31 protein-coding genes and 1 pseudogene are annotated in these 26,044 nt (G+C 44.8%); 23 read left to right on the top strand and 9 right to left on the bottom strand.

Going from position 1 to position 26,044, the window contains the following annotated elements; translation table 11 throughout:
• Nucleotides 1–25: 25 nt before the first annotated feature.
• Nucleotides 26–871, bottom strand: coding sequence for a pyrroline-5-carboxylate reductase (gene proC / locus J7I80_RS07960; RefSeq protein WP_214737282.1), 846 nt, complete (start codon nt 869–871; stop codon nt 26–28).
• Between the two features lie 554 nt (nt 872–1,425).
• Here proC and J7I80_RS07955 point away from each other — a divergent pair.
• From J7I80_RS07955 to J7I80_RS07940, 4 genes are all read left to right on the top strand, one after another.
• A complete protein-coding gene (locus J7I80_RS07955) occupies nt 1,426–2,391 on the top strand; it encodes an MBL fold metallo-hydrolase (RefSeq protein WP_214737279.1) in 966 nt (321 codons plus the stop codon).
• Nucleotides 2,392–2,402: 11 nt separating this feature from the next.
• Nucleotides 2,403–3,194, top strand: coding sequence for an SDR family NAD(P)-dependent oxidoreductase (locus J7I80_RS07950; RefSeq protein ID WP_214737277.1), 792 nt, complete (start codon nt 2,403–2,405; stop codon nt 3,192–3,194).
• A gap of 134 nt (nt 3,195–3,328) precedes the next feature.
• Nucleotides 3,329–3,850 carry a sigma-70 family RNA polymerase sigma factor gene (locus J7I80_RS07945; RefSeq protein WP_214737275.1) on the top strand — a complete coding sequence of 174 codons (522 nt, stop codon included), beginning with the start codon at nt 3,329–3,331 and terminating at the stop codon, nt 3,848–3,850.
• Nucleotides 3,843–5,189: a DUF4179 domain-containing protein gene (locus J7I80_RS07940; RefSeq protein WP_214737273.1), complete on the top strand. Its 1,347-nt coding sequence runs from the start codon at nt 3,843–3,845 to the stop codon at nt 5,187–5,189. The genes J7I80_RS07945 and J7I80_RS07940 overlap by 8 nt, the downstream gene beginning before the upstream one ends.
• Nucleotides 5,190–5,226: 37 nt before the next feature.
• On the opposite strand, the gene J7I80_RS07935 is transcribed toward J7I80_RS07940, so the two are convergent.
• Nucleotides 5,227–5,418: a YqzH family protein gene (locus tag J7I80_RS07935; protein WP_214737271.1), complete on the bottom strand. Its 192-nt coding sequence runs from the start codon at nt 5,416–5,418 to the stop codon at nt 5,227–5,229.
• Between the two features lie 226 nt (nt 5,419–5,644).
• Between J7I80_RS07935 and J7I80_RS07930 the strand changes: the two genes are divergently transcribed.
• Nucleotides 5,645–6,904 (top strand): Y-family DNA polymerase, encoded by a 1,260-nt coding sequence (locus tag J7I80_RS07930; RefSeq protein ID WP_192470683.1) that lies wholly within the window; start codon nt 5,645–5,647, stop codon nt 6,902–6,904.
• 21 nt (nt 6,905–6,925) lie between these two features.
• Entirely contained in the window at nt 6,926–7,264 is a 339-nt protein-coding gene (locus J7I80_RS07925) for a YolD-like family protein (RefSeq protein WP_192470682.1), read from the top strand.
• Between the two features lie 99 nt (nt 7,265–7,363).
• Here the strand turns inward: J7I80_RS07925 and J7I80_RS07920 are convergent, their stop codons facing one another.
• Nucleotides 7,364–7,612, bottom strand: a complete 249-nt coding sequence (locus J7I80_RS07920) for a CDGSH iron-sulfur domain-containing protein (RefSeq protein ID WP_353050092.1) — start codon at nt 7,610–7,612, stop codon at nt 7,364–7,366.
• 112 nt (nt 7,613–7,724) lie between these two features.
• On the opposite strand from J7I80_RS07920, the gene J7I80_RS07915 reads away from it, so the two are divergent.
• Together J7I80_RS07915 and J7I80_RS07910 are read left to right on the top strand one after the other, a co-directional pair.
• Nucleotides 7,725–8,054, top strand: a complete 330-nt coding sequence (locus tag J7I80_RS07915) for an iron-sulfur cluster biosynthesis family protein (protein ID WP_214737267.1) — start codon at nt 7,725–7,727, stop codon at nt 8,052–8,054.
• Between the two features lie 86 nt (nt 8,055–8,140).
• Nucleotides 8,141–8,686, top strand: coding sequence for a hypothetical protein (locus J7I80_RS07910; protein ID WP_214737265.1), 546 nt, complete (start codon nt 8,141–8,143; stop codon nt 8,684–8,686).
• 259 nt (nt 8,687–8,945) lie between these two features.
• Here J7I80_RS07910 and J7I80_RS07905 read toward each other — a convergent pair whose 3' ends face one another.
• From J7I80_RS07905 to J7I80_RS07900, 3 genes are all read right to left on the bottom strand, one after another.
• On the bottom strand, nt 8,946–9,884 hold the full coding sequence (locus J7I80_RS07905) for an alpha/beta hydrolase (protein ID WP_214737263.1): 939 nt from the start codon (nt 9,882–9,884) through the stop codon (nt 8,946–8,948).
• Between the two features lie 95 nt (nt 9,885–9,979).
• Nucleotides 9,980–10,111: a hypothetical protein gene (locus J7I80_RS23475; RefSeq protein WP_264647580.1), complete on the bottom strand. Its 132-nt coding sequence runs from the start codon at nt 10,109–10,111 to the stop codon at nt 9,980–9,982.
• Nucleotides 10,112–10,183: 72 nt separating this feature from the next.
• Nucleotides 10,184–11,086, bottom strand: coding sequence for a hydroxymethylglutaryl-CoA lyase (locus tag J7I80_RS07900; protein ID WP_214737261.1), 903 nt, complete (start codon nt 11,084–11,086; stop codon nt 10,184–10,186).
• A gap of 150 nt (nt 11,087–11,236) precedes the next feature.
• On the opposite strand from J7I80_RS07900, the gene J7I80_RS07895 reads away from it, so the two are divergent.
• The 6 genes from J7I80_RS07895 to J7I80_RS07870 all read left to right on the top strand — a co-directional run bounded on the left by J7I80_RS07895 (nt 11,237) and on the right by J7I80_RS07870 (nt 16,072).
• Nucleotides 11,237–12,424 (top strand): acetyl-CoA C-acetyltransferase, encoded by a 1,188-nt coding sequence (locus J7I80_RS07895; protein WP_214737259.1) that lies wholly within the window; start codon nt 11,237–11,239, stop codon nt 12,422–12,424.
• A 91-nt stretch (nt 12,425–12,515) separates the two neighbouring features.
• Nucleotides 12,516–13,205, top strand: coding sequence for a CoA transferase subunit A (locus J7I80_RS07890; RefSeq protein ID WP_214737257.1), 690 nt, complete (start codon nt 12,516–12,518; stop codon nt 13,203–13,205).
• Between the two features lie 29 nt (nt 13,206–13,234).
• Complete coding sequence (locus tag J7I80_RS07885) at nt 13,235–13,903, top strand: 3-oxoacid CoA-transferase subunit B (protein WP_214737255.1); 669 nt, start codon at nt 13,235–13,237, stop codon at nt 13,901–13,903.
• Nucleotides 13,904–14,351: 448 nt separating this feature from the next.
• Nucleotides 14,352–14,600 (top strand): YqkE family protein, encoded by a 249-nt coding sequence (locus J7I80_RS07880; RefSeq protein WP_214737253.1) that lies wholly within the window; start codon nt 14,352–14,354, stop codon nt 14,598–14,600.
• The gene (locus J7I80_RS07875; RefSeq protein ID WP_214737251.1) at nt 14,597–15,124 is read left to right on the top strand and encodes a GrpB family protein; all 528 of its coding nucleotides are present in this window, start codon (nt 14,597–14,599) and stop codon (nt 15,122–15,124) included. Before J7I80_RS07880 ends, J7I80_RS07875 begins: the two co-directional genes overlap by 4 nt.
• Nucleotides 15,125–15,337: 213 nt before the next feature.
• The gene (locus tag J7I80_RS07870; protein ID WP_214737249.1) at nt 15,338–16,072 is read left to right on the top strand and encodes a hypothetical protein; all 735 of its coding nucleotides are present in this window, start codon (nt 15,338–15,340) and stop codon (nt 16,070–16,072) included.
• 84 nt (nt 16,073–16,156) lie between these two features.
• Here the strand turns inward: J7I80_RS07870 and J7I80_RS07865 are convergent, their stop codons facing one another.
• Nucleotides 16,157–17,068, bottom strand: a complete 912-nt coding sequence (locus tag J7I80_RS07865) for an aldo/keto reductase (RefSeq protein WP_214737247.1) — start codon at nt 17,066–17,068, stop codon at nt 16,157–16,159.
• 60 nt (nt 17,069–17,128) lie between these two features.
• A complete protein-coding gene (gene mciZ / locus J7I80_RS07860; protein ID WP_214737245.1) occupies nt 17,129–17,275 on the bottom strand; it encodes a Z-ring formation inhibitor MciZ in 147 nt (48 codons plus the stop codon).
• 75 nt (nt 17,276–17,350) lie between these two features.
• Here mciZ and J7I80_RS07855 point away from each other — a divergent pair, with 75 nt between their 5' ends.
• From J7I80_RS07855 to J7I80_RS07815, 9 genes are all read left to right on the top strand, one after another.
• Nucleotides 17,351–17,902 (top strand): NUDIX hydrolase, encoded by a 552-nt coding sequence (locus J7I80_RS07855; RefSeq protein WP_214737243.1) that lies wholly within the window; start codon nt 17,351–17,353, stop codon nt 17,900–17,902.
• Nucleotides 17,903–19,066, top strand: coding sequence for an endonuclease Q family protein (locus J7I80_RS07850; protein WP_214737241.1), 1,164 nt, complete (start codon nt 17,903–17,905; stop codon nt 19,064–19,066).
• 119 nt (nt 19,067–19,185) lie between these two features.
• Nucleotides 19,186–19,827 (top strand): stage II sporulation protein M, encoded by a 642-nt coding sequence (spoIIM, locus tag J7I80_RS07845; protein WP_214737239.1) that lies wholly within the window; start codon nt 19,186–19,188, stop codon nt 19,825–19,827.
• A gap of 115 nt (nt 19,828–19,942) precedes the next feature.
• Nucleotides 19,943–20,404, top strand: coding sequence for a ferric iron uptake transcriptional regulator (gene fur / locus J7I80_RS07840; RefSeq protein ID WP_214737237.1), 462 nt, complete (start codon nt 19,943–19,945; stop codon nt 20,402–20,404).
• A gap of 184 nt (nt 20,405–20,588) precedes the next feature.
• A complete protein-coding gene (locus tag J7I80_RS07835) occupies nt 20,589–20,816 on the top strand; it encodes a YqzK family protein (RefSeq protein WP_214737235.1) in 228 nt (75 codons plus the stop codon).
• A gap of 5 nt (nt 20,817–20,821) precedes the next feature.
• The gene (gene xerD, locus J7I80_RS07830; protein WP_214737233.1) at nt 20,822–21,715 is read left to right on the top strand and encodes a site-specific tyrosine recombinase XerD; all 894 of its coding nucleotides are present in this window, start codon (nt 20,822–20,824) and stop codon (nt 21,713–21,715) included.
• A gap of 260 nt (nt 21,716–21,975) precedes the next feature.
• Nucleotides 21,976–23,157 carry a phosphopentomutase gene (gene deoB / locus J7I80_RS07825; protein ID WP_214737231.1) on the top strand — a complete coding sequence of 394 codons (1,182 nt, stop codon included), beginning with the start codon at nt 21,976–21,978 and terminating at the stop codon, nt 23,155–23,157.
• Nucleotides 23,158–23,169: 12 nt separating this feature from the next.
• Nucleotides 23,170–23,994 (top strand): purine-nucleoside phosphorylase, encoded by an 825-nt coding sequence (locus J7I80_RS07820; RefSeq protein WP_214737229.1) that lies wholly within the window; start codon nt 23,170–23,172, stop codon nt 23,992–23,994.
• Nucleotides 23,995–24,035: 41 nt separating this feature from the next.
• A complete protein-coding gene (locus tag J7I80_RS07815; RefSeq protein WP_214737341.1) occupies nt 24,036–25,340 on the top strand; it encodes a pyrimidine-nucleoside phosphorylase in 1,305 nt (434 codons plus the stop codon).
• Between the two features lie 136 nt (nt 25,341–25,476).
• On the opposite strand, the pseudogene J7I80_RS07810 reads toward J7I80_RS07815, so the two are convergent.
• Nucleotides 25,477–25,734: pseudogene (locus J7I80_RS07810) on the bottom strand (transposase); the annotation flags it as partial.
• Nucleotides 25,735–26,044: the final 310 nt, after the last annotated feature.

Below are 26,044 nucleotides of genomic sequence, written 5' to 3'. Positions count from 1 at the left end.
GAAACAGGGAGGGCATTTGCAATTTTTAAAGCGGACGGTTTGCTGCTGCAAGTTCATTTCCCAGCAGATGGCCCAGCCTTCTTGATTGAGCTGTGGCTTCCTTGATGCAGGATACGAAAGCAGATTGGACGCCATGCTGCTCAAGAATGCTGATTCCTGCTTCGGTCGTACCTCCCGGGCTGGTCACCTCAAAGCGGAGCTGGGCAGGCTCCTTATCCGACTTCGTCAGCATTTCCGCTGCACCCAGCAGCGTCTGGATAATCAGCTGCTTCGCTGTTTGCTTTTCAAGACCAATTTCGGCTGCGCTTTTCTCCATTGCTTCGACCAGGTAATAAATATAGGCTGGCCCGCTTCCAGATAGTCCTGTGACGGCGTCAAGCTGATATTCCTCAACGACTGTCGTCAGGCCAACTGTGTTAAAAAGCTCCTGCACCAGCATCTTTTGCGCTTCACTCACATGGGAATTCACTGCTAGCGCAGTTGCCGATTTGCCAATCGCGGCCGAGGTGTTCGGCATTGCCCTTACCACGGCCAATGATTTATCAGCAGCAGTTTCAATAGCGTCAATCGAAACACCAGCAAGGATGGAAATGACAAGCATACCTTCAGACAAATAAGATTTGATCTCCTCGATCGCCGCTGCTGCATCCTTTGGTTTCATCGCCAGGACGACTGCATCCGCGTCTTTAAAAAGCATTCCTGAGTCATATGTCGTTTTGATTCCATATTTCTGCTCCAGAGTTTTCAATCTGTCAGTATCTTGTTTATTTGTGACCCAAATTTGCTCTCCCGGAAGAAGCCCGCTTGCCCCTACTCCGGAAATCATCGCTTCTGCCATCGAACCTGCCCCAACAAAAACAAGCTTCTTCATCAAGATCGCCTCCAAAAAATTTGATGTTCTATTTTGCCACTCAAAGAGAGCCCGGTGCTTACACCGAAAAAACAAAAAGACCCTTCATCCAAAAAAGGACGAAAGGCCATGCTTCCGTGGTACCACCCTCATTCACTTCTTCAGCCAGTGCCGAAAAAGTGCAGCTCAACATCCGTTAACGCCGGTATACGTCCAGGTTTGCCTGGCAGCTCGCAAGGTAGGGTTCAACATGAAGAGGGCGGCGGAGCCTTTCAGCCGGTGGACTCCACTCTCTGACACCATTCTTGTTTACTCGTCTTGCTCGAATGCTTTTAAAAAGTTTTACGAAATTTTAATAGTGATTATGCAAGAAAGACAACCCTTATGTCAAGTAGTATTTGAATAATTTTTAGTTTTTTCTGAAAATACAATCTGAAAATAATGACATTTTTCCGCTTTAAAGGTAAACTTAATTTTATATTGAAAAAATACCAGGATCATTAAAGTTGAATCATTTCTTGAACAAACAATCCGTTTACCTTATAGAAAAATAATGTTTTGGGGTGTATAGAAAAATGGCAGAATGGAAAGATGGAATTGCCAAACTGACTTTGCCGACGCCTTTCCCGGTCGGTGATGTGAACGCATATTTAATAAAAGGGGACAGGTTGACACTTGTTGACGCTGGAACGAAGACGGAGCAGTCCTGGGAGTCGTTCAAATCCCAGCTTGCCGATTTGAAACTGAAGCCGGAGGATATAGAGCAGGTCATCCTGACTCACGATCATCCGGATCATGTTGGAATGCTGGATTATTTTTCGCCAGGTCTCAGCGTATTTGGACATCAGCTGAATGAAAGGTGGATCAACAGGACTCCAGAATTTGAAAAGGAGCATAAAGAATTCTATGAGAAATTCTTTTTGCAATCAGCAATACCAGAGCAATATTTTGTGCCCTCGATGAAAGTGATGAAAAAGACATTAGTATTTTCTTGCGATCGTTCATTGACAGGGCCTATTTCGGAAAATGACGTTCCGCCGGCACTGCCAGGATGGAGGGTGTTCGAGACACCGGGACATGCCCAGAGCCATATTGTGCTCTTTCGTGAAAAAGATGGGACAATGATTGCTGGTGACACCATCCTCGCGGGAATCTCGCCGAATCCATTGCTTGAGCCGCCGCTGCCAGGCGAAAGTGAAAGGCCAAAGCCGCTGGTCCAATATAATTCAACACTAAAAAAGCTGCAGGAGTACCCGATTGGGCTAGTATACACCGGACATGGGACGGAGATAACAGAATTACATAGCCTGATCGAAAAAAGGCTGTCCCGCCAGCATGACAGGGCATTGCAGGTAAGGGGGATGCTTGAAGGCAGGGAACTCACTGTTTTTGAGATTTGTAAATTGCTCTTCCCGACAGTGTATGAGCGTGAACTGAATCTGACCATTTCGGAAACAGTTGGGCAGCTTGATTATTTACAATCCCTGGAAGCCATTTCAGTCAGGGAAGAAGGTACATCCTTCGTTTATACAGCAAAATGAGGTGAAAGACGATGTCATCCTTGAAAGGAAAAAATATTATTATTACTGGTGCCTCCGGGGGGATCGGTGCCGAGATTGCGAGGCTTTGCGCTGCGCGCGGAGCGAATCTTGTCCTTCTGGCCCGGAGTATCGATAAACTTGAAAGTTTAAAAAAAGAATTACAATCAAAGTATGCGATCAATGTCCATGCCCAGCAGCTGGATGTAGCTGATCCTGAAGCAATCAAGCGGGTTTTTTCAGAAGTGCTTACTGATATCCGCTACGTTGATATATTGGTCAACAATGCTGGGTTTGGTATTTTTGATTATGCTCATGAAGCGAAGATTGATGATATCAAAACGATGTTTGATGTCAATGTCGTCGGCTTGATGGCCTGTACCTCGATGGTACTGCCTGCAATGAAGCAGAGGAGAAGCGGCCATATTATCAATATCGCTTCCCAGGCGGGCAAGATTGCCACACCTAAGTCGAGTGTTTATTCGGCTACAAAGCATGCCGTTCTTGGCTACACGAACAGCCTGCGAATGGAGGTTGCTGATGACAACATCTTTGTCACTTCAGTCAATCCGGGTCCAATCGCTACGAACTTCTTTGAGGTCGCTGATAAACAGGGAACCTACGTCAAAAATGTAAAACGTTTTATGCTGCAGCCTGAATACGTGGCGAAACAAGTGGTCAATCGCATGATGACGAGAACACGTGAAATCAACCTGCCGCGCTGGATGAGTCCTGGCAGCATTGTTTACTCGCTGTTTCCTCGCACGTTTGAACTTTTTGGCAAAAGAGTTTTCAATCAGAAATAAGCCGTCGATTATCTGTTCTAAAAGAATACCTTTGATGACCGCCTTGTAAAAATTTTGGCGGTTTTTTCAATTTTTTAAAACTTTTTTCTGCGTTCGATGTCTAATTGATAGAGACAAAGTCAGGGGGAGACATTTTGGAGCTTCAAGAACTCGTACAGAGAGCTAAAAAAGGCAATGAAGCGGCATTTTACGAATTGATGCAGCTTCATAAAGTGCGCCTGTACCGGATTGCTCTCAGCTATCTGAAAAATAGCGAGGATGCGGTCGAAGCGCTGCAGGAGGTAACCTACAGAGCGTTCCGTTCAATCCGGAAGGTGAAGGAACCGCAGTATTTTACGACATGGCTGACAAGGATTCTGATCAACTACTGCAATGATGAATTAAAAAAGAGGAAAAGAATCCTCATCAGCGATGATCTCATCAGTTTGATGGGCGCCGATCACCAGTCCAGCTGGCTTGAGGTCGAGGAAGTCATCGGCAAGCTTGATTCCAAAACAAGGCAGGTCATCGAATTAAAATACGTTCATGATTTTAAAATAAAGGAAATTGCCGAGATTCTCGAATGTCCTGAAGGTACAGTGAAGACTTGGCTAAACAAAGGGTTGAAAGAACTGCGCGGACAGCTCGAGGAAAAGGGGGGATTGGGCTATGCTTAATGCCGAGGAGAAAAAGCTGAGCAAGGCACAGGCCGCGCTTGAAAATATCGAAGTTCCTGAACTCCAGCTGGACGAGGCGATTGCAGCCGGGATCAGCAAAGGAAAAAGGAAACGGAAGAAAAAACTTTTATATATGAGGACCTTTGCGTCAGCAGCAATCTTGATTTTTGCTTTTACAGCGATGCTCAGGACGTCAGAAACTTTTGCTTCGTATGTGACGTTGGTACCTGGCATGGAGAAAATTGTAGAGCTTGTCCGGTTTGATAAAGGACTGACAGCAGCAGTTGAAAATGACTTTGCGCAAAAAATCGATGTATCTGATGAACATGACGGTATTAAGGTCACGCTTGACTCGGTGATTGTCGATGAGCAGATGATGGTGCTGTTTTATAAGCTAGAATCTTCTGGAACAAAAAAAGATCTTAAAATTGAAAAGTTTTTGCTGACCGACAGTGAAGGGCAGAATATTGAAGAAACTGTTTTTTCTTATTACGACTCGTTCGAGGCACACAATCAGGAACAGATGTTTACGGCCACATATGAATTCTATAAGGATAACCTCCCTGAAGATCTCGAGCTAAGCATTGAACTGGCGGAAGGAAGAATAGATGATAGTAAGCCCTCAAATAAGCTTGATCATACCTGGGTGCTTCCGTTCTCAATAGACAAGGATGCCTTTAAGGATAAAAAAGAAATATATGAAGTTAATGAAACAGTTGAGTTCGAAGGCCAGAAAATCACTGTTGAAAAAGTGTCGATCTATCCAACGAGAATTGGGATTACTGCTCATTTTGATAAGGAGAATACCAGGCATATTTTCGGTTTCAATGATTTGAGAATTGTAGATGAAACAGGTGAAGAGTGGGCGGCAATTAACAATGGGACCATTGCCAGCCATAAAGACGATTCAACAAAGGAATTTTTTCTGCAAAGCAATTATTTCAAAAAACCAAAAGAGCTGTATCTTCGCTTCAATTCCTTGCGTGCAGTTGATAAAGATGAGGTAGAAATCATTGTCGATCCTGAGAAAATGAAAGTGCTGAAGGCTCCAAGTGATGGCAGATTGCTGAAGATCGACAGGGAAGAGAATCTATTGATGCTCACTTTTCAAAGGGATTCGAAGGAAGGACATACAAACATTTCATTTGAACAGGCAGTCGATTCGAATGGAGATGAAATTGGTGACGGCTCTGCTTCTTTCAGATGGAGCACGAATGAACTGCCGGTTGATATTTTAATCCCTTATTTTGGTGAAGGAGCAGCGCCTGGCCCGATTACCTTAAAGTTGAATGATTATCCCGCAACAATCAAAGGCGAAGCAAATATCCGATTAAAATAATCAAAGGCTGTCCTGTTATGCAGGGCAGCCTTTACTCTTATGTAGCCAAAAATTCATACACCGCATCATTGATGATGTCATGCAAATCCGTCTCAGGCTCCTCGTTTTTCAGTGCCACAATCTTTCCATATATCTCTTCGAACTCCACCTCGCCGAACGGCAGAGAATCATCATGCCGGTACTGTACGAAGCATTTCTGGACCATTTTGCGAATGAGTTTTTTATCCATAAAATAGCACCTCTCAACCTGATTATACTCCGGAGCTCGCTCTGAAAACACCCTTACGTAAAAATCTCCAGTCCTGGCATCACTCGCCATTTACACCTTAATTAAGTCAGTCACCCGGAAAATTACCATTGAAACCGAACGCATATTCGCTTAATATAATGGGTATAATGAAACGGAACAGATGTTCTCGTTATTGGCAGATATCATGCAGAAAGGAGAGAGAAAGATGGTCGATTACAGCGAAATGCCGCAAAATAAAATTTTATGTGTGGATATGAAGAGTTTTTATGCGAGTTGTTCCGCCGTGATGCTTGGCCTTGATCCTCTTGACTGCTACCTGGCCGTCGTCGGGAATCTTGACCGCCCAGGAAGCGTCGTCCTCGCAGCCTCACCGCGTTTGAAAAAGGAGTTTGGCATCAAGACTGGATCACGGAAATTTGAAATTCCCGATGATCCGCGGATTGTGGTCGTTGATCCGCAGATGTCCACCTACCTGCGAATCTCGACAGAAATCTCCCGTGTATTCAATCGCTATGTCCCGAAGGAAGCGATTCACACCTACAGCGTCGACGAAAGCTTCATAAAGGTTGACGGAGCTTCAAAGCTTTGGGGAGACGCTGCTTCCATCGCCAAAAAAATCAAAGACGATATTGAGCGCGAATTCCAGCTCCCCTGTGCAATCGGAATCGGGCCGAACATGCTGATGTCGAAGCTCTGCCTTGACCTTGATGCAAAAAAGAAGGGTATTGCAGAATGGACCTATGATGATGTCCAGACGAAGTTGTGGAACGTCTCACCGCTAAGGGAAATGTGGGGAATCGGCCGCCGCGTCGAGAAAACACTGAACAGCATGGGCATTTTTACAGTCGGCCAGCTGGCCCGCTATGACCTCGAGAAATTAGAGAAAAAATTTGGCATCATGGGGAATCAGCTGTACTGGCATGCATGGGGGATCGATTTTTCGGATATCGGCGCCCCAATCATGGAAGGGCAGGTCAGCTTTGGAAAAAGCCAGATCCTGCTTCGCGACTATAAAGAAGAAGAGGAAATCAAGCATGTCATCCTCGAAATGTGCGAGGAAGTCGCGCGCAGGGCAAGAAGCCATGGGAAGGCAGGCCGGACCATCAGCTTCGGAGTTGGCTACAGCCAGGATGAATTCGGCGGAGGCTTCCATCGCTCAAGGACAATTGAAGAGCCGACCAATATCACGATGGATCTTTATCGCGTCTGCCTCGAGCTTTTCGCCGAGAACTACATGGGAAAGACGGTGCGAAGCATCTCGATTTCGCTCGGGAACCTCGTCACCGACAGTGAATTCCAATTGAATTTGTTTGAAAAAAACGGCTGGAAAAAGAAAGAGCTTGGCTACGCAATGGACCGGATCCGCAGCCGTTACGGCTCGACAGCACTCCTAAGAGCCGTATCATATACGGCAGCCGGAACAGCAAGACATCGTGCCGCACTCGTTGGCGGGCATAAGGGTTGATGAAAGGAGGAGGAGAGCAAGATGATTCGCGACCGCGGAAGAATTAAATGGACATCAATGATGCTTCCTGAGCATGTCAAGATGCTGCGTGACTGGTCACAGGAGGACGAATATGAAAAGGAAAAGCAGCTGGACGAACAACAGCTTGAACAACTGAATGAAACGATCCTCGAAGCGATGGAGTATAACCGCCCGCTCAGCATCACTTATTACAGGCAAAGAAAATATGAATTGGTGATTGGGAAAATTCATTATTGGAATGAACTCGGGCAGAAGCTCCATATCGTTGACAGATTCGAGGAAATCCATCGGATCGGGATTTCCCATATTGCTGATGTCAGGCTAACGGATGAATGGTAGTTTGATGCACCGGAAAAATCTCAGCCACCCTGTTTAATAAAGGTCACTGGAAAGATCCCCGTAAAAAAAGAGCAATGGATTCCCCATTGCCCTCGATAGTTATTCCGTTTCATCAGCTTGCGGAGCACGGACAACCGATTCAAATTTCCCTTTATGGGAAGCATCGCAGAATGGCATATTCTTGCTCATGCCACAGCGGCAAAGCGAGAAAACAGGCTTTGTTTCATACTTATTGCCGGCACCATCCAGCAATTCAACATCACCCGTAATCCTTAATGAACCATTATCATTCACTTTAATCGTTACTTTTGACAAAAAAAGCACCCCTTTCCAAATTGTCAGAATTATCTTTGATAGTAAGAGTTAAACAGAAAAATTGCAAGACATTTCGCCAAAGGGTTCTGAAACGTAAAAAAATCCTCTGTATGGTAAAATGAAGCATCGGAAGGGGAGAGCGATCATGAAGCTGAAAATCACCGAAGCAGCATCAAATAAACTGAACGAAAAAATGTCAGGCAAGCAAGGCTATATAAAATTGAAATACGATATAGATGGCTGCGGCTGTGCAGTAAATGGAGTAGCGGCCCTCTGGTTTGAAAGCGAAAAGAATGTGGAAGAGCATCAACTAGAAACGGACGGCATTCCGATTTATATTGAAAAAGCCAAAGAGGTCTTTTTTGATGAGGAAATGACGCTGGATTATAAAGATAGCAATGGATGTTTCCAGTTAAAGAGCCCGAATGAATATCTTAATCCAAGAATGAGCTTTTATGACAAAAGAGGGTTATGAGTTTACAAAAAACTGGAAAAAGAGTTAAATAAGAAAGAGGAATGTGCAAATACATAGAAGTTTGAAGCGAAGGCAGGGGGAGAAAGATGGGAAAATTGTGGAGGTCAGCCATAACCATTTTATGTGTGCTTGTGCTATCGGCATGCGCTTATAAGACTGCGGGAGAAGCAATCCAAAACGATATTCCGTTCAACATCAAACAAATCGTCCACAAGGAAAAGGTGGAGGATGGATATCTCATCTTTTACACAACAGAGCAAAAAGAAGGCTCAGACACATTCGACGCGCTGGCGGTCGCCTATATCAAAGGCAGCGAAAAAGAAGGCTGGGAAAATGCGGGGCATAACCACTGGACTTATTATAAGAATGATTTCATGATCCTGTATGCCGACACTTTCACAACCTTTAAGGAAGACGGAAAATTGGATACGAAGATTCCAGTGATTTTCGGGAAAGTCGTGAATCCGGATATCAAAACAATAGAAGCTGCAGGACCGGATGGCAAGTTTACCAAAATAGAAATCTTTGAAAAGGAAAACGAACGCTATTATTACGCAATTGGCGATTATAAAGAAGTCCGAGCACTGGACGGCGCCGGCAAAGAAATGGATCGCCAGGGAGAAAAACAGTAAAAGATTGGCTCAGGGATGAGCCGATTTTTTTTTATTGGGGCTCGACCTTTACGGCCAAACATGATACGAGGGATGAGAAAATGTCCAATAGAAAGTCTCTATCGGACAAACAAAAGCCGGAATAAGAAAAAAGTGTCCGATAGAAGGGCTTTATCGGCCAAACAGAAGCTGGAACAAGAGAAAAGTGTCCGAAAAGCCTTATTGGAAACATACGACTGATAACGAGCTAAGCGTAAAATACAACCTCGCTCAACCTGTATTAATGGTCTCCGTCCGTCCTTCCATGATCGGCAAAGACATATTCCTCAAGAAATTCATCGAGCACCTTCTCGTATTGCTCCCGGTTCTCGCTGTACGATTGAGCATGAAGCCCGTTTTCTGCCATGTATAGCTTCTTAGGTCCTTGTTTCTGTTCAAACAAGGCCTCGGTCATCGATGGCAGGATGAAGTCGTCCTTGCGGCTATGGATGAACAGGATGGGGTTTTTAATATTTTCGATAACCGCAATCGGGGATACCTGACTCAAAGAATATTTATCACGGATGCGGACGAACATGCTGGCAACAGGCAGCAATAGTTTTGGCGGCAAAAACTTGACCTCTTCCTTGATGCGGTAAGCGAGCTGTTCACTGAAGTCAGAGAAAGGGCAATCTGCCACATAGAAGTCCGCACCATCCTCAAGCATGCCTGCATAAAGGAGCAGAGTTGCGGCTCCCATTGACTCTCCGTGGATGCCAAGAAGCAAATCCGGACCCTTTTCATTCCTTAGCCAGTCTACCACTGATTTAAGGTCAAACTTCTCATAATATCCATAGCTGGTGGTCTTCCCGCCGGACTCCCCGTGGCGGCGGTGGTCGTAGATAACGGCATTGAAGCCGCGATTCAAGAAAAGGTTCATATATTTTACCGAATTGGTCTTGCTTTGGGTAACTCCATGGGCAATGATGATGTAACGGTTTGTGTCGTACGGTTCAACGAGGACAGCCTTCAATGAGTAGCCAAAGGATGAAGGAATGGTGACTTCCGTTTTTGGCAGAGAATCATATTCATCAGGCACCAGGTGCCCGGCTTTCGCTTCTCGGTTGAAAATTTCTTCGTCATCTTTCCTTTTTAAGAACATGACTTTATTGGATATAAAAACCCCGAGCGAGGTTAGGACAAACAAAAAAGAAAATAGCACGCGGAACGCTCTTCTCAAGCTCAACCCTCCGATAATCTGTTTTCTTTATTTTACCATTAGTCTGGGTAATACAAACATGAAAAGGACCGCCGAATCAGGCGGTCCACCATAAATTATTGCTCTGAGTTTTGGCGCTTTGTCGGGTGAAGCGCTTTTTCAAGATCCTCGGCGGCAATTTGCTGTTTTACTGTATCTGCGTTTGGCTTGCCTTGCTGGCTGTAGCCTTTGTCACGTTTTTGGCTCATGCAACATGCTCCCTTCTTCAAAATTACCTCATTTAATAAGATGGATTTATACTCAGGAGCTTATGCAAAAAGTTAAACGGTAACAGAATTTAGCTTGAAATAAGTGCTTTCAATTTGCCTTGAGATATGAGGCTGGATCACTTCAATGGCCTTGAGCATCTTGTCAAGGTCGACACCGGTGTCGATTCCCATCCTGTGAAGCATATAGACGACATCCTCGGTAGCGGCGTTGCCTGCAGCACCTGGGGCGAATGGACAGCCGCCAAGACCGCCGGCTGACGTATCAAAGCGGGTGACACCAGCCTGAAGTGAAGCCAAAATATTCGAAAGAGCCAGCTTTCTTGTATCATGGAAATGCGCAGTCAGCAGCACATCCGGGTAAGCATCCTTCAATTTCGAAAATAAGGAATAGGACTCATGAGGTGCAGCCATGCCAATTGTATCGGCGACACTCAGTTCATCGACCCCGGCATCAACAAATTCACCGCATAGCGCAAGGACTTCATCCTCGTCAACCTTGCCTTCATATGGGCAATAAAAAGAAGTTGAGATGCACGCACGGACAAAGTACTCCTTCGACTTAAGCTCCGCAATCAAGGGCAGAACCTCGGCAAGGCTTTCGGCAGTCGTTTTATTAATATTTTTCTGGTTGAAAGTATTGCTGACACCAACGAAGACAGCGACCGCTTTGCAATCTGTCATATAGACGCGTTCAATTCCCTTTTTATTAGGAGCGAGGACGATATTCCTCGTGTCGCTGTCAAGGCAGTCAGCTACAATTTCTGCGGCATCTCCCATCTGCGGAACCCATTTTGGAGAGACGAAGGAAGTAAGCTCCATCTCTTTGATGCCAGCGTCCTTCAATGAACGGATAAACTCTTTTTTTACTTCTGTAGGGACAAAACTTTTTTCATTTTGAAGCCCGTCTCTCGGGCCAACTTCAATTATTTCAACCTTCTCGGGAAGCTGCAGCATTTGATATACCCCTCCTCTTAAGTTATCTTAATTGTAAATAGAATATTTTTAAAAATGCAAGAATAAATAAAATTTTGATAAAATAAAAGGGATTTTATCAAAAGCAATAGAAGTAATAAAAAGGTGAGAACTAGAGAAAGGGTGAGAGGTTTGAGCAAGACTGAAGCAGTAATCGTAGCTGCAGTAAGAACGGCTATTGGCAGCTTTAATGGAAGCTTGAAAAATATTTCCGCACCAGATTTAGGTGCCGCAGTAATTAAAGATGCCTTGAAGCAGGCAGGTGTCCAGCCTGATCAAGTGGATGAAATTATCATGGGGAACGTCCTCCAGGCAGGTGTTGGGCAAAACCCTGCAAGACAGGCAGCGATTAAGGCGGGTATTCCTGAAAGCGCTTCCTCTATGACCATCAATAAAGTATGTGGATCAGGCCTGAAGGCTGTCCATCTGGCAGCACAGGCGATTATTGCCGGAGATGCCGAGGTTGTTGTGGCCGGCGGAATGGAGAATATGAGCCAGGCTCCATATTTATTAAAAAATGCGCGTGATGGCTTCAAGATGGGTGACCAGAAGCTCGTGGACAGCATGATTTCAGACGGTCTGTGGTGTGCGTTCAATGACTATCATATGGGTGTGACGGCAGAAAACCTTTGTTCGAAATATGACATCGGCCGCGGAGAACAAGACGAATTTGCAGCATCCAGCCAGGAAAAGGCTGTAAAAGCAATTGAAGAAGGCAAGTTCAAGGATGAAATCGTGCCGATTGAAATCCCGCAGCGAAAAGGTGAACCAGTCGTTTTCGATACTGATGAATATCCGAAAAAAGGCACAACAGCAGAAAAGCTTGGCGGACTGCGTCCTGCATTCAAAAAGGATGGTAGCGTAACAGCAGGCAACGCCTCAGGAATCAATGACGGAGCAGCTGCACTCGTTGTCATGAGCCGGGCAAAGGCTGAAGAACTTGGCCTGAAACCGCTTGTCGTCATCAAAGCAAATGCCAGTGCTGGTGTTGACCCGAGCATCATGGGCATCGGACCGGTTGACGCAGTTAAGAAAGCTTTGAATAAAGCGGGCATGACGATGGATGAGATGGAACTGATCGAGGCGAATGAAGCTTTTGCCGCACAGTCACTGGCTGTCGACCGCGAACTGAAATTCAACAAGGAAATCCTGAATGTTAATGGCGGGGCAATAGCGCTTGGCCATCCGATTGGAGCCAGCGGAGCGAGGATCCTTGTTACGCTGATTCATGAAATGAAGCGGAGACAAGCGAAGAAAGGCCTTGCCACACTTTGTATCGGGGGCGGACAGGGTGTCGCCACTGTTGTGGAACTTGCATAAAGCTATTAATCTGAAAAACTTCTAGCAACTCTGGCAGGCTGTCATTTAGGCGGCTGCGCCTGTGCTATCCATAGTCAAAGGGGGAATAACGATGAAAACAATTTGCACATCCTTCCAAGATGCCGTAGCGGAAATCCATGATGGCGCAACCCTGATGGTTGGCGGCTTTGGCCTCTGCGGGATTCCTGAAAATGTAATCCTCGCACTTGTCGAAAAAGGAGTAAAAGACCTGACCGTCATTTCAAATAACTGCGGTGTTGACGATTGGGGACTTGGCCTGCTGCTGAAAAATAAGCAGATCAAGAAAATGGTAGGTTCCTATGTTGGGGAAAACAAGGAGTTCGAAAGACAGGTATTATCCGGTGAGGTCGAAGTCGAATTGATTCCTCAAGGAACGCTGGCGGAAAAAATCAGGGCCGGCGGTGCTGGCATTCCGGCTTTCTATACACCAGCAGGAGTAGGTACGCCGATTGCAGAGGGCAAAGAAACACGCATGTTCAATGGCAAAGAGTATCTCCTTGAAGAGTCGCTGACAGCGGATTTCAGCATTGTCAGGGCGTGGAAGGGCGATAAGATGGGCAATCTCGTCTATCATAAAACGGCAAGGAACTTCAATCCGATGATTGCAGCAGCTGGCAGGGTCACGATTGCCGAAGTTGAAAATCTATATGAAGTGGGAGAATTAGACCCGAACAGTATCCATACTCCAAGCATCTATGTCCAGACACTGATTGAGGGAAATCAGGAGAAGCGGATTGAAAGGCTGACGGTGAGAAGTTAACTCTGGCTGAACATGAAAGGAGAAGGCATATGATTAAAAACAAAGGGAATGTCCGGGAGAAAATCGCGCGCCGGGCTGAAAAAGAAATTGAAAATGGTTTTTACGTAAACCTTGGAATCGGCATGCCGACACTCGTGGCAAACTTCATTTCTGATGACAAGCAGGTCGTCCTCCAATCAGAAAACGGCCTGCTCGGTATCGGTCCGTACCCAACGGAAGAAAGTGTCGATCCCGACTTGATCAATGCAGGAAAGGAAACCGTCACGGCCATTCCTGGAGCAGCTTATTTCGATTCTGCAGAGTCCTTTGCCATGATCCGCGGCGGTCATATTAATATAGCGATCCTGGGCGGCATGGAGGTCGCAGAATCTGGTGATCTGGCGAACTGGATGATTCCAGGCAAGATGATTAAAGGCATGGGCGGAGCGATGGACCTTGTCCACGGTGCCCAGAAAATCATTGTCATCATGGAGCATGTGAACAAGAGCGGTGAAGCGAAAATCCTTAAGGAGTGCAGCCTGCCATTGACAGGAAAAGGTGTCGTCAATCGGATCATCACCGATATGGCGGTCATTGACGTAACGCCTTTCGGGCTGAAGCTTGTTGAAGTAGCATCCGGCTACACAGTCGACGATGTCATCAAATCAACAGAACCTGAATTACAGGTAGACGAATCTGTTGTGTTAGACGCATATTGATAAACCGGGAACGTCCTTAAAAAGGCGTTCCTTTTTCATCAAATCTCAACTTGTTTAACTTGAGAGATTTCGTGATATAATCTTTTAAAAAATGGCTTTGTTAAAGTTCAATGATGTTTTTACTCCTGTTGATTGTAGTGGAAGGCGCGCAGACTCCTCCGAAAATGCTGACGCATTTTCATCATGCGTGGGCAGTTTCTGGGAAGCTAATTCAATGTCCTGCGGGATGAGAAAGTCACGTGAGACCCCGCAGGCGCTAAAGCTCCGAGGAGGCTCCCGGACTTCAAGGAAGAATTTGATCTTTGAAAAAGCCGGCAGTAGGGCTTTTTCATAATTCTTCCCCGCGGAAAAGCGAAGCGCCTGGAACGAAAATCAACTGCCTGGTTTAACAAAGCAAAAAATAGGCTAAGCAACTCTGCTTCAGCTGAGTAAAAAAGAGGGATCAAACATGAAAAAGAAACAAAAACGCCAGCAACCCGTTAAAAAAGAGGAAAAGCCTGCAACACTCGGCGATCTTCTCAATCAAGATATCATGCAAAAGCTAAAAGCCCAACAACAGCAATTAAAGGATGAGGAAGAACAGAAAAAACAGGCTGAACTGAAGCGCAAAAAAGAAGAGAAGCGTTTAAGGGAAAAGAACAAATCTTTCGAAGAATTGCTTTCCGAAAGCGACATGGATTGGAAGAAATTCAAATGACCCGAAGAAGAGTGGAAGTAGTTCCATACAATCCTGAGTGGAAAACTCTTTTTGAAAAAGAGAAGCAGGTTCTTGAATCCATCTTTGAACCGGCAAACATTGAAATACACCATATCGGCAGTACATCTGTCCCCGGACTTAGCGCCAAGCCGATCATAGACATTATGTTAGCAGCTGATAGCCTTGAACAAGTTGAAAAAGCAACACCTGCCATAGAGGCAGCCGGCTACGAGGCGAAGGGGGAAAATGGCATCCCTGGGAGGCGCTATTTTCAAAAACATGATGAAAGTGGCATTCGAAAAGTTCATTTGCATTCGTTTGAAAAAGGCAGCCATCAATTATACAGGCATCTTGTGTTCCGTGATTATTTAAGAGCCCACCTAAGTGAAGCCAGCAAGTACGCTGCTGTAAAAGAAACAGCTGCCCAAAAATATGAATATGACATCGAGTCTTATATAGCGGAAAAGTCTCCGACGGTGAAGGAGCTTGAGCAAAAAGCAATGCAATGGAGGCCAGCAAGATAAAGGTTTCCGAATGATTGTTGCTGAGCCTACATGCACTTATAATTCTCTAAAAAAAGTATCGGGGCTCTTTTCGAGGAACTTCTTAACATAGCGTGCATACTCGTAATACCTTTCGTTGAGAAAATAACAAGTTTTCGAAAAGAGCCTAAATAACAAACGTTTTGCGTCCTGTGCGAAAGGGCAATAAGGTAAAAAAAGCAAAGGAGCAAAGCGTTGTTACTTATAACATTTTTACTCGCAGCCGGATTCGTGTTCATCCATTTGTTTTCTAGATTTTTACCTTTCCTCGACAACGTCCCTCGAAGCAGACTGCTTTCAGCTGCAGGAGGCATTTCTGTAGCCTATGTATTCATTCACCTGCTCCCAGAGTTGAATAAACATAACGAGGTCCTTGACAGGAGTATTCAATCAGGTGGCTTGAAGTTCTTCGAAAATCATACATATATTGTTGCTATGATTGGTTTGGCCATTTTTTATGGATTGGAGCGGATGGTAAAGACCTCTAAGAAAAAACAGCAAAGGGAAAACAATATGGACCGGGCTTCCAAAGGTGTATTTTGGATCCATATCGTTTCGTTTTTTCTTTATAACAGTTTGATAGGCTATTTATTGCTTCATGGAGAACAGGAAACGGTAACGGGACTGGTCTTTTACTTTATTGCACTTTCCGTCCATTTCATCACCAGCGACCATGCACTGAGGGAAGCGCATAAGGAAATGTATGATCGTGTAGGGAGATGGTTGCTTGCTGCCGCGATTTTGGCAGGCTGGGCAATCGGCATCACCTGGCAGGTGAATGAAAACATTATAGCCTTGCTTTTTGCCCTTCTTGCAGGTGGAGTTATCTTAAATGTAATGAAAGAAGAGCTCCCGGAGGAGAGGGAGAGCAACTTCTGGGCCTTTGCCGCTGGATTGGCCGGCTATACACTCTTGTTGATGCTGGCATAAGGTTTTGAAGTGGAATAGACTTGCAAAAAAGGAACACTTTCGCATGAGAAATGCCAAAGTGTTCCTTTTTTAGGTTTCCAGTTATTATCTGTGCTGGTCGTATTTATTTGCCTTCGTAATGGACTTAATCAACTTGATTTCTTCAGCGGACAGGGAAGCGGAACTCGCAGCCCTGGCATTTTCCTTGATTTGTTCCGGGGTGCTTGCCCCAGCGACAACTGAAGCTACTGCAGGGTTGGCTAAATTATACTGAATGGCGACTTCGGCAAGGGACCTGGATGAGGCGAGCTTCTCTTTCAATAAAGGAAGAACTTCTTCCAATTCCTCATAGCTGTAATCAAGATACCCTTTGGAAGCTGCCTTCTCGAGCATTCTGTCACTCAGCATGCCTTTAGCGACCGTGCCTCTCGTTACCACACTGATGTTGTGATCATGAAGGAACGGGAGTGCTTCTTCTTCAGGTCGGCGGTCAAGTATGCTGTATTGCATCATGACGGAGATGATGTTTGATTTTTGACCGTATTCACGAATGACATTCGGCCTAATGGACGAAATGCCGTAATACTTAATATAGCCTTCATCTTTCAATTCTTCAAAAGCCTCAATTGTTTCGTCAATATTGTCTTCGATTGTCCCCCCGTGCAGCTGATAAAGGTCAATATAATCGGTATTGAGTCTTTTCAAACTCTGCTTCACGGCTTCTTTAATGTATGCCTTCGATGGATCCCAGGTCCAGCTGTCTTTCGCGTCGGTCCAACGATTGCCGGCTTTCGTAGAGATGATGACCTGATCCCTGACTTTCTTCAAGGCTTGCCCGACAGTCTTTTCATTCTCCCCGAAATCATACAAGTCAGCGGTATCAAAATAGTTGATCCCTTCTTCCAAGGCAGCGTCAATCACCGCCTGTGCCTTCGAATAATCCGTTCCAAGCGACATACAGCCAAGGCCGATTTCACTGACAAACAAATTAGATGTACCCAGTTTACGTCTCTTCATAAGAAATCACTCCGATCCAATGTTGGTTTTATTTTAACGAAAGGAAAGGAGTGCAATCAACTATTCTGGACGGCGATCATGCTGGTTGACAGTCTCAACCCAATCTTTTACAAGTTCATGCTTTTTGCCATACTCTTTTAACGTGTGTTTGATTTCCCATGCTTTACCGGCTAGAGTGATTCCCTGGCCATGGACGTAAATTTTCATCCGTCTACTCCTTTCGGATAAGTATGATAAAATGTATGAGCATTTGATATCGGATTAGAACAGGAGTGGACATGCATGAAATCTCTTGAAGAAAAAACATTGAAGACAGAGCAGATTTTTACAGGAAAGGTCATTAGCCTGCAGGTAGACGATGTAGAATTGCCGAATGGAAAAACATCAAAAAGGGAGATCGTCAAGCATCCAGGTGCTGTCGCGGTCATTCCTGTCACAGCTGACAATAAAATTATCATGGTGGAACAATATAGAAAGGCGCTTGAGAGGACGATCATTGAGATTCCTGCGGGAAAGCTTGAGGCAGGTGAGAAGCCGGAAGTGTGTGCTGCGCGTGAGCTGGAAGAAGAGACGGGTTATGAGTGTGCCAATATGGAATGGCTGATCTCCTTCTACACGTCCCCGGGGTTCGCGGATGAGATTATCCATGTCTATAAAGCAACTGGGCTTGCTAAAAAAGCCAATCCAGCGGCAGCCGACGAGGATGAGTTTGTCAACTTGCTGGAAATTACCCTTGAAGAGGCAATCCAGCTTGTGAAAGAACAGAAAATTTACGATGCTAAAACAGCTTATGCCGTACAGCATCTGCAATTGCAGGAGGCATTAGAAAAGTAAATGAATGATTACTTCGTTGATCTGCACATCCATATTGGCAGGACTAAATCAGGCAGGGCTGTTAAAATCACCGGAGCAAAATCACTGACGTTCAGCAATATCATCCGCCATGCAAGGGATTATAAAGGATTGAATATGATTGGAGTCATAGACAGCCATTCACCGGAAGTGCTTGATGAAATGGAAGATTTGCTTGCAGCAGGTGAACTGCAGGAACATCCAGAAGGTGGACTTCATTATGGCGGGATGAGTATCATCCTTGGTTCCGAGCTTGAGATCAATGATGAAAGCACCCAGGGGCCAATTCATGTTTTATGTTATCTGCCCACCCTGCAGACGATGAGAGCTTTTTCAAGATGGCTTGAAAACCACATGAAAAATATTCATCTAAGCTCCCAAAGAGTCTATATTTCTGGACTTGTTTTGCAGAAGAAGGTTAAGGAACTAGGTGGTATTTTCATTCCTGCTCATGTATTTACACCATTCAAAAGCCTATACGGCAAAGGAGTCAAGAATTCTTTTGCTGAGGTTTTTGATGCGGACCTGATCGATGGCATTGAATTAGGCTTAAGCTCGGATACGAAAATGGCGGACCAGCTGGCTGAGCTTCACCGCTATTCGTTTGTAACGAATTCCGATGCTCATTCACTTGCAAAAATCGCGAGGGAATATCAGAAAATAGAAATGGCTGAGCCATCTTTCCGGGAACTGGAACTTGCATTAAAACAAGCGGAAGGCCGGGGTATCAAAGCAAATTTTGGTCTGGATCCGCAGCTTGGAAAGTATCATCGGACAGTCTGTGCAGAATGCCTGGCTTACAATCCAGCATATGGTGCAGCGTGCCCAGAATGCGGATCTGCCAAACAAATAAAAGGTGTCGCCGACAGGATTCAGGAATTAAGAACCTCAGAGGGAAATCAATTTGTGAGACCGCCTTATATCCACCAGGTGCCGCTCGAATTTATTCCAGGCCTTGGACCGAAAATGCTAGAAAAGCTGATGGATCATTTTGGTACAGAAATGGCCGTCCTTCACTCAGTGCCTCTCGATTCTTTAAAACAAGTTATTCCTGAAAAGACAGCCATAACGATAGATAGGGCAAGAAAAGGACTTCTCGCCTTCCACGCAGGCGGAGGAGGCAAATACGGGAAAATAACAGATTAAAAAAATCCGGTCAATTGGCCGGATTTTTGGTCTCTATTAAACCAAATTGGAAGCTTTGCAGTCATAGACTCTCTGTCCTTGCATATGATGGTAGTAACCAATATGCAGGAGGAAAAGAGATGAAGAAACGAAGGTACCAGGACGTCGCAGTAACCCATTTAAGAGAATATTCCTCAATCTATCTTTTTGTCATTGTCCTGTTTTTGATGGGAGTCATCTTTGGGGCAATAATAGTAAACAGCCTAAGCTTCACTCAAAAAGAAGATTTATTTTATTACTTATCACAGTTTTTCGGCCAGGCAGCATCCGGGAAAGTGGCGGACGGAAAGGATTTATTTTTACAGAGCTTTCTGCACAATGGAAAATTCATTGGGCTCATCTGGATTCTCGGGGTTTCAATCATAGGGCTTCCCGTCATTCTGATCCTGCTTTTCATGAAGGGGATGGTTGTCGGTTTCACGGTAGGCTTTCTCGTTAACCAAATGCAGTGGGACGGATTCCTCTTATCCTTTGTTTCCATCCTTCCGCAAAACTTCATCATTATACCGGTATTCATTATCACAGCGGCAATGGCGGTGACTTTTTCATTGAAAATGATTCGGAACCAGTTCATGAAGAAAATCAACCAGCCGATCATGCCGCAGTTTTTTAGATATATCTTTTCGTTTGTCGCTGCACTTATATTCCTTGCCCTGGCGGCAGGAGTGGAGGCATATTTATCTCCGGCACTATTGAAAGCAGTCATAAACTCAATAAATTAAAATCATTACTAAATAAAAATAACTATTGTTTCTTATTTGTAATAATTTTATTTTGAATCTCAATCCGCTTCTGATATAATATAAGAATAGTGGCGGGGGAGTGAGAGTTATCGAAATGGAAAACAGAATTGAGAGAATCAAGAAACAGCTGCATTCGTCCAGCTATAAATTAACGCCTCAGCGTGAAGCTACTGTTCGCGTGTTGCTTGAACATGAAGAAGACCACTTAAGTGCGGAAGATGTCTATTTGCTTGTCAAAGAGAAATCTCCTGAGATCGGCCTGGCAACAGTATACCGGACACTTGAACTGCTGACTGAACTGAAAATTGTCGATAAAATCAACTTCGGCGATGGTGTATCCCGTTACGATCTCCGCCAGGAAGGCGCTGCCCATTTCCACCATCATCTAGTCTGCATCGAATGCGGAGCAGTGGATGAAATCCAGGACGACCTTCTTGAAGATGTGGAAGAAATCGTTGAAAGAGACTGGAAATTTAAAATCAAGGATCACCGCCTGACCTTCCATGGCATTTGCCATAGATGCCAGGAAAAAGAAACAACCCAAACTGATGAATGATTTCAAAACCCTTTTTCCATTGGAGAAAGGGTTTTTTATTTTATTAAAATTGCACGAGGTTCAGGTATAATTCTTGTCCAAATTGGCATACAGATTAGTAAATAAGTAAAGTCGAATAGAACAGGATGCGCCTTTAAACAGGCGCCGTCAATTGTTCGATGTGTCGAGTTTGGAGGCAAGAAAAATGAAATCGTGGCTTGGGTTGGTCCTGCATACATTAAAGGTATTTATATTATTCACTGGATGCACAATCTTATTTTATTATGGTATCATGTGGATTAACGAAGAGTATGAAAGCTATCATCGTTATGACGCACCAGAGGGAGCGGCTATAAAGGTATCAGGAACCTTTGATGAAGAAAAGGGAAGTATGTTTGAAAGGCTGATACTGTTTTATCTGAATGGGGAGTAATAAAAATGGAAGACAGGCTCGACGACTTTATTCACTTTTTAGTAGTTGAAAAGGGACTTTCTAAGAACACAATCGTATCTTATAAACGTGACTTGAACAGTTATATCACATATCTTAAAAATGTTGAACAGCTTGGGGACTTAAATGGTGTGCAGCGACCGCAGATTGTCCATTTTTTAGGACATTTGAAAGACACAGGGAAATCTTCAAAAACACTGGCAAGGCATATTGCCTCTATTAGGGCTTTCCACCATTTCCTGCTGCGGGAAAAGGCGGTCGGCCATGATCCGACTGTCCACATCGAGAGCCCTCAGCATGAACGATCCCTGCCTAAAGTTTTGAGTATGGAAGAGGTAGAGACACTTCTCGACAGTCCAAAGCTGACGGACCATTTTGGCTATCGTGATAAGGCGATGCTGGAAATGATGTATGCCACCGGGATCCGGGTGAGCGAGCTGATCGGACTGACATTATCTGATGTCCACCTGACAATGGGATTTGTCCGCTGTATGGGGAAAGGGAGCAAGGAAAGAATCATACCGATTGGCAAAACGGCTTCTGATGCGATTGAACAATACCTTGAAAAAGGCCGTCCGAAGCTTGTATCGAAAAAACATAAGGATGACTCTTTATTTTTGAATCACCATGGCAAAGGCCTGTCAAGACAGGGTTTCTGGAAAATTCTCAAACGGCTTGCGACAGAAGCGGGGATTGAGAAAGAGTTGACTCCGCACACAATGCGCCACTCATTTGCCACCCATCTGCTTGAAAATGGAGCCGACCTTCGCGCCGTACAAGAAATGCTGGGCCATGCGGACATCTCGACGACCCAAATCTATACCCACGTGACAAAGACAAGGTTAAAGGACGTTTATACAAAATTTCATCCGCGCGCCTAGTAGCAGCTGAGTTTATGTATTCACCCAAGATGTTAAAATCGGCATGTCTACTCAAAAGGATAATAGTTTCATAGAATTGTCATAAAAGACCGGCCAAAAGCCGGCTTTTTTTCTTGTTTTTTTATTTTTATTTAGTACAATGGAGATGTCAGACTTCTGACAAATGAAAACGCAAGCATTCGATTAACTGAAACAAAAAAGGGTAACATAAAATTGTAAAAAGGTTAGTAACGCATTCACACTTTTAAGGAGGAGAAGGAATGTCGAATACATATAAAAGAGTATTTTTAATCGTCATGGATTCAGTAGGAATCGGAGAAGCTCCAGATGCCGAAGAGTTTGGTGATAAAGGATCCCACACACTTGGCCATATCGGAGAAAGAATGAATGGCTTGAAAATGCCGAACATGGGCAAACTCGGCCTCAGCAACATCGAGGAAATCCAAGGCATCACACCAGTTGAAAAGCCACTGGCCTACTATACAAAGATGGAAGAAGCTTCTAACGGCAAGGACACAATGACAGGACACTGGGAGATCATGGGTCTGAATATCCAGACACCATTCCAGGCATTCCCTGATGGATTCCCGGATGAATTGATTGCTGAGCTCGAAACACGTACCGGCAGAAAGGTCATCGGAAACAAACCGGCAAGCGGAACGGAAATCCTTGTAGAGCTTGGTGAAGAGCATATGAAGACGGGGGCTCTGATCGTCTATACATCTGCAGATTCAGTACTGCAGATCGCTGCTCACGAAGAAATCATTCCTATAGAAGAACTTTATGATATTTGTAAAATTGCCAGAGAACTGACGCTGGATGAAAAATACATGGTCGGAAGGGTCATCGCAAGACCATTTATCGGTGAACCAGGGGACTTCAAACGTACATCTAACCGCCATGACTATGCTCTGAAGCCATTCGGCAGAACAGTTATGAACGAACTGAAGGATTCAGGCCTTGACGTTTTGGCTATCGGTAAAATCTCAGATATATATGACGGAGAAGGCGTAACTGAATCTCTTCGCACTGTGTCCAATATGGACGGAATGGATAAATTGCTGCAAACCCTCGATCAGGATTTTACAGGCTTGAGCTTCCTGAACCTTGTAGATTTTGATGCTTTGTTCGGACACCGCCGAGATCCTGAAGGTTATGGCAAAGCACTAGAGGAATACGATGCCCGCCTTCCTGAGGTATTCGAAAAATTGAATGAAGATGACCTTCTCATCATTACTGCGGACCACGGAAATGATCCGGTCCATTACGGAACAGACCATACACGTGAATATGTGCCGCTCCTCGTCTATTCAAAAGGAATGACTGAAGGGAAAGAACTGCCTGTCCGTAAAACTTTTGCAGATATCGGTGCAACTGTTGCAGAAAACTTTAATGTGAAAATGCCAGACCACGGAACAAGCTTCCTAAATGAATTGAAATAAGGAGTGGATTACATGGATTACAATCAAATTCAAAATGCAGCATCTTTTATAAATGATAAGCTTAAGCAACAGCCGAAAATCGGGTTGATTCTCGGTTCTGGACTTGGTGTTCTTGCTGATGACATCGAAAACCCGGTTAAGATTCCTTACAACGAGATTCCAGGCTTTCCGGTTTCGACTGTAGAAGGCCACGCTGGCCAGCTTGTTTGCGGACAGCTTAGCGGTGTTGAAGTAATCGCCATGCAGGGGCGTTTCCATTTTTACGAAGGCTATAGCATGGATAAGGTAACTTTTCCGGTGCGCGTCATGAAAGAACTTGGAATTGAAAAACTGGTCGTTACGAACGCAGCTGGCGGCGTCAACGAGAGCTTTGAGCCAGGCGATTTGGTGATCATTACAGACCATATCAACAATATGGGAACAAATCCGTTGATTGGACCAAACGATTCACGTTTCGGCGTGCGTTTCCCTGATATGAGCGAAGCATACTCAAAGAAATTAAGAGCAGTCGCTAAAGAGGTTGCTGACAAGAACAACCTTCAAGTGAAAGAGGGAGTATATTTTGGCAACCCTGGGCCAGTTTACGAAACACCTGCTGAGGTACGGATGATTCGTACAATGGGCGGAGATGCAGTTGGTATGTCGACCGTTCCTGAAGTCATGGTAGCAAGACATTCTGGTTTGGAAGTCTTGGGAATCTCTTGCATTTCTAATATGGCTGCTGGAATTCTTGACCAGCCATTGAGCCATGATGAGGTAATCGAAACAACTGAAAAGGTGAAGTCAAGCTTCCTTTTGCTTGTAAATGAAATCGTAAAAACGCTGGGACAGAAATAATTAATAGCTTATCGGCTAAATAATAATAAGTGGTGATAATGATGAGAATGGTTGACGTTATCGAAAAAAAGCGAGACGGACATGAATTATCAACTGAAGAAATCCAGTTTTTTGTGGATGGATATACAGAAGGCTCGATTCCTGACTACCAGGTAAGTGCGCTGACAATGGCGATTTTTTTCCAGGGTATGACGGAAAAAGAACGCGCAGACCTTACAATGGCAATGGTGAAGTCTGGTGACCAGATTGACCTATCAGCGATTGAAGGCGTGAAAGTCGATAAGCATTCTACAGGTGGTGTAGGTGATACAACGACTCTTGTTCTAGGGCCTTTAGTGGCAGCTTTGGGTGTCCCGGTTGCAAAAATGTCCGGACGCGGACTTGGCCACACAGGAGGAACCATCGACAAGCTGGAGGCTGTTGAAGGATTCCATGTTGAAATCGACAATGAAGAATTCATCGATCTTGTCAATAAAAATAAAATCGCAGTCATCGGCCAGAGTGGAAACCTGACTCCGGCTGATAAAAAGCTTTATTCTTTGCGTGATGTAACGGCAACAGTGGACAGCATTCCCTTGATTGCAAGCTCCATCATGAGCAAGAAGATTGCCGCAGGTGCTGATGCAATCGTCCTGGATGTTAAAACAGGTGCTGGAGCATTCATGAAGACTCTTGACGATTCACGTGATCTGGCTAAGGCGATGGTCCGCATCGGAAATAATGTCGGCCGCAGGACAATGGCTGTCATTTCCGATATGAGCCAACCGCTTGGCTATGCGATCGGAAACGCTTTAGAGGTGAAGGAAGCGATTGATACATTGAAGGGTGAAGGTCCAGAAGACCTGACTGAACTTTGCTTGACGCTCGGAAGCCATATGGTATTCCTCGCTGGGAAGGCTGAGTCCCTTGGAGAGGCACGCAGCAAGCTGGAAGAAGTGATCAAGAACGGAACTGCACTTGAAACATTCAAAGTATTCCTGGCATCCCAGGGCGGTGATGCATCCGTAGTCGATGATCCAAGCAGGCTTCCTCAGGCAAAATACACCTTCGAGCTTGAAGCCAAAGCAGCAGGCTATGTATCTGAAATCGTCGCTGATGAAGTAGGAACAGCAGCCATGCTGCTAGGTGCAGGAAGAGCTACAAAGGAATCTGTTATCGACCTGGCAGTCGGCCTTGTGCTTCGCAAGAAAATTGGTGACAAGGTAGAAAAAGGAGAATCACTTCTAACAATTTACAGCAACTTCGAGGATGTAAACGAAGTGAAAGAAATGCTTTATGAAAATATTAAGGTGACAGACGAACATGTTGATGCACCGATTTTGGTTCATGAAGAAATTACAGAGTAGATAAGATCACTGGAAGCGAAGAGGCAACTCTTCGCTTCAGTTTGTAGACAGAAGAAGTTCGGAATGGTCTCATTCCGAACCCCTTTTGGGATTTCATCTGATTTTTCAAGGAAAATAGACTCTCTTCGCTATACTTCTAGGCCCTTACTGGACTTCTCCAAGTCCAGTTGGCCATCTTCTTCAGGTTCAGTGCAGCGAAAGTAAGCATCGCCTGCATCGACAATTTTTTAAGTCCCCTTAGTGTTGTCCAACGCATACCATGCTTTTCTATTGCATCTGCGAATACACGCTCAATGGTTTCCTTACGCTTCGCATAGATTTCTTTTACTTCTTCCTGATTGTGCCTCAAGTGGTCCGCTTCTTCCGCATACTCTTGCCAGATATGGCGGGTTACCACCTCAAGCGTTATATGGTTCATTTTAAAATTGACTTATATTTAGTTCCACGCTAAGTATAGAAACTCCTGTTGATTGGAGTGGAAGGCGCGTAGACTCCTGCGGGATCAGACGGACAGGTGAGACCCCGCAGGCGCCAACGGCGTCGAAGAGGCTCACCGCCGGCCCCGCGGAAAGCGAAGCGCCTGGAACGGAAATCAACAGCTCCCATTTTCCACCAAACAAAAAAGACTGTAGGCAAGTTCGATTTCCATCGAGTTTGTCTACAGTCTGATGCGAAGAGGCAACTCTTCGCTTTTTTCTGTGCAA

The sequence above is a fragment of the Bacillus sp. ISL-41 genome (assembly GCF_018613235.1).
In the GTDB taxonomy this organism is placed as follows: Bacteria; Bacillota; Bacilli; order Bacillales; family Cytobacillaceae; genus Mesobacillus.
This window is presented reverse-complemented; position numbering and strand designations above follow the sequence as displayed.